At 63.9% G+C, this 4,200-nt stretch carries 1 protein-coding gene; it reads right to left on the bottom strand.

Going from position 1 to position 4,200, the window contains the following annotated elements; translation table 11 throughout:
• Positions 1-4,200: beta strand repeat-containing protein (locus C7453_RS18480; protein WP_170143287.1), on the bottom strand; the 4,200-nt coding region annotated here is incomplete at both ends.

Below are 4,200 nucleotides of genomic sequence, written 5' to 3'. Positions count from 1 at the left end.
CGGCTGGTAGGTCACGGCGTAGTTCGCCAGGCCGCTGCCCTGCGCGGCGGAGGCCGTGATGTCATAGTTGCCGACAGCACTCCTGCCGGTCGCCGCTGTTGCCAGCGTTACCCCGGAGATGCTGTCGCCGTTGACCAGACCGGTGGTGCTGTAAGCCGAGGTGCCAAGGTTGGGCGCCTGCCCGTAGGTGCTGGACTGGTTCAGTGCCGTTACCGTCAGTGCGGCCGGATCGATGGTCAGCGTTCCCGGTTGGTAGGTCACGGCGTAGTTTGACAGCCCGCTGCCCTGCGCGGCGGAGGCTGTGATGTCATAGTTGCCGACAGCACTCCTGCCGGTTGCCGCCGTTGCCAGCGTTACCCCGGAGATGCTGTCGCCGTTGACCAGACCGCTAACGCTGTAGGCCGAACCATCGAGGCTGGGCGCTTGCCCGTAGGTGCTGGTCTGGTTCAGTGCCGTTACCGTCAGTGCGGCCGGATCGATGGTCAGGGTGCCGGGCTGGTAGGCGATGGTATAGTTTGCCGGGGCGGAACTGGCTGCGCCGGAAGCGGTGATGGCATAGGTTCCGGCACCGCTTTTGTTCGTGGCGACCGTCGCGAGCGTGACACCGGAGATGGTATCGCCATTGACCAGGCCGCTAACGCTATAGGCCGAACCATCGAGGCTGGGTGCCTGCCCGTAGGTGCTGGACTGGTTTAGTGCGGTCACCGTCAATGCTGCCGGATCGATGGTCAGCGTTCCCGGTTGGTAGGTCACGGCGTAGTTCGCTAGGCCGCTGCCCTGCGCGGCGGAAGCGGTGATGCCATAGTTGCCGACAGCACTCCTGCCGGTCGCCGCTGTTGCCAGCGTCACTCCGGAAACCGTATCGCCATTCACCAGGCCGCTGGTGCTGTAAGCCGAGGTACCAAGGGTTGGCGCCTGCCCATAGGTGCCGGTCTGGTTCAGCGCGGTGACGGTAAGGGGGGCTCTGACGACGGTATCGATAGCGTAATAGGTGATCTGGGAACCCGCCGCTGTGGCGCCGGTCCCGTACATGGCGCCGGTCGATCCGGCGGCGCTCGTCGTCGAGAGAAGCGGGCTGTGCCATGTGAGGTTGCTCGCATCCATAAGCATCACCGCACCAGTGCCCGAAAAGGCAAGAACTGTAGCGGATAGATTGCTCTGACCATAGGTCTGCGATCCTGCGGCGCTGACCACGATGAAAGGCAGCGCGGATAGCACCGGATACGGTGAGCCCGAGAACCAGGCGCCGGAATTGACGAAGCCGTATGAACTTCCGCCCACCATCGGCCCTTCGGTCAGCCATTGCTCGGTCGTCAGCCCGGTAACGTTGCCTGCACCTGAGTTCACACCCATTCCAGTGGGCCGACCGCTGGCGGTGGTATCCCAATAGCCGTCGGTGATCTTCCCGCTGTTGTAGCCCACCAGTCCGCCGACATTGCTGCTGGTGTTTGTAGGGTTGACGGCACCTATAGCGTAAACGTCGGTGACCATGCTGCTGCCGTTCCGACCTATCAGCCCGCCGACATCGCTGCCGGCACCCGTAGCGTTGACGGCCCCTGTGGCGTAGGCGTCGGTGATTATGCTGCCGTTCCAACCTACCAGCCCGCCGACATAGCTGTAGGTGCCCGTAGCGTTGACGGCCCCTGTGGCGTAGGCGTCAGTGATCTGCCCGTATAAGCCATTGTTCAAGCCCACCAGTCCGCCGACATTGCTGTAGTTGCCCGTAGCGTTGACGGGACCTGTAGCGTAGGCGTCAGTGATCTGCCCGGAGCTGTCGTTCAAGCCCACCAGTCCGCCGACATTACTGCCGACATTACTGCGGGTGCCCGTAGCGTTGACGGGACCTGTAGCGTAGGCGTCGGTGATCTTCCCGTTGTTGTAGCCCACCAGCCCGCCTACGTAGTTTGTGCCAGTAACAGTTCCGCCAACCAGGCCCACATGGCTGACGCCCCCTGTGGAACTGACATAACCAAACAGACCCCCATACGGGTCTGTGGTGTCGTTGATGGTGAGGTTGTTGATGGTATGGCCCAACCCATCGAACTTCCCGGAGAAAGCCGAACTGGAGGATCTGCCGATAGGCGTGAAGTTGCTCACGCCACTGGCGTCGATGGTTCCCCCGAGCACGTAATGTCCACCCAGATTGTCCTGCATGGCCTGAAGCTGGGCGGTGTCGAGGATCACGGTATAGAGCGTAGAGGCGCTGTCGTTCACCTCGAACACCTGGTTGCCCGCCAGGCTGCGAAGGTAAGGCGTGGTCTGGTTGCCGGCGTTCCCCCAGACGGAGGTGGAAAATCCGCTCGGCAGCGCCGCTTCCAGCGCCGCCGTATTCAGCCCGGTGATGCCGCCGGATGCACCGCCGCCGACCCCGTTCGCCTGGCCCGACGTCGTGCTGCCGAAATAACCGCCACTGACAGAGAAATCGTTCTGGCCGACCAGGGCACCGACAGTGCCCACACCCGACACGCCCCCGGTTTCATAGGCATTCTCGATGATGCCTTCGTTTTTTCCCGTCAGCCCCCCGATATAGCCCAGACCGGAGCCAGACCCGACACCCGAACCCCACACGCTCCCGGTTGCGTAGGCATTGCTGATCGTATTGCCGTTTTCTCCGACCAGGCCCCCAACGGAGCCTCGGCCCGACACGGCCCCGGTCGCATAGGCGTTACTGATCGTGCTGCCATTATACCCAACCAGGCCGCCGACATCATTCGATCCCGTGCCCGTCACCGCTCCGGTTGCGTAGACATTGCTCATCGCGCCGTCATTTTCTCCGACCAGACCGCCAACGCTGCTCCAACCGGAACCGGAGCCCGAAACGGTCCCGGTTGCGTAGGCATTCGTGATCGTACCCGGGGTAAAGTTAACCCCGACCAGACCGCCGATATCGTTCGGAGATGAACCACCCCCCGAGACCGAGGCGGTCGTGTAGACGTTCCTGAGCGTGCCGTCGTTCCATCCGACCAGTGCGCCGACATAAGTCGAGTACGGAGCGGTAATGCTGCCCCCCACCAGCCCGACATTCTGCACCACGCCGAGCCCCTTGCCGGAGACATCACCGACCTGCCCGAACAGCCCCACATATGTGTTCCACCCGCCGTTGATGGTCAGGTTGGCGATGGTATTGCCCAACCCATCGAACGTGCCGAGAAATGGCGTGGTGCTGTAGAGCCCGATCGGCGTAAAATTGCCGAACCCGCCCATGTCGATCGGCCTGGCCAGGGCGTAATAACCCGAGAGACCGACGGCATTCTGCAATTCGGTGGGGGTAGTGATCAGCGTATAGCCGTTGCCGTTGATGGTCAGCGGGCTGTTGGTGGCGGTGTTCGCGGCGGTCACGTTTGAACTGGTGAACTGGATGGCGGAACTGCCGAAATTCACCGCCCCGTCGCCGGTGCCGCCGATAGTGTTGTTGGTCGTCAACGTCAGCCTGCCCGTGCCGCTGACGGTAATCCCCGCATTCAGCGTGATGGAATGATACGCGGTCAGCGTCAGCGTCCCGGTTCCGCTCCACGAGAGCGGTGCATTCACCACGATATCACCGTTCCCGGAGGACGAGACGCCCGCGCCGGAAACGACGCTGGCCGAAGTCTGTTCGGTGACATTGGTGCCGATATCGAGCGCGCTGTCGATCGTCCCGGCGGCGGCATTATCGATGGTCAGGTCGTCGGGGTCCAGCAGCCAGCTTCCCCCGGCCCCGGCAGTCACCGACGCCTTGCCCAGCGCCAGCGCATGGGCCGAGGTTTCGATCGTCCCACCCCTGCCACCGCCCTTGCCGGCGGCGGCCAGCGTCGCCCCGTCGGCAATCGTGGTCTTCCGGGCGAGATTGACGCCTCCCATGGCGTCGGTGCCCACCAGAATCCGCCCGCCTGCCGCACCCGCCTTCCGCGCCGAGGCCGACAGCACGGCCGTGCCGCCGACCGTCACCGTGCCGCCATTGGCACGGATCGTCCCTCCCGCACCATCGGCGCTGGTCGCGGCCACCGTGGTGCCGTCGACAGCCACCGACCCGTTGGGCGCGGTCAGCCACACCTGGCCATCGACCGTCTTCGTACCCGTGGCCTGGATCAGCCCCTGCCGGTTGCCGGCCAGCGCATAGACATTCCCCCCCGCCGAAGCCAGCGTCGCCGCCGCCGCCTGGATGCGCCCGGTATTGGTGACGTTCCCCTTCGCCTTGCTGTCGGCCACCACATAGATGCC

The sequence above is a fragment of the Gluconacetobacter liquefaciens genome (genome assembly GCF_003350405.1).
In the GTDB taxonomy this organism is placed as follows: Bacteria; Pseudomonadota; Alphaproteobacteria; order Acetobacterales; family Acetobacteraceae; genus Gluconacetobacter; species Gluconacetobacter liquefaciens.
This window is presented reverse-complemented; position numbering and strand designations above follow the sequence as displayed.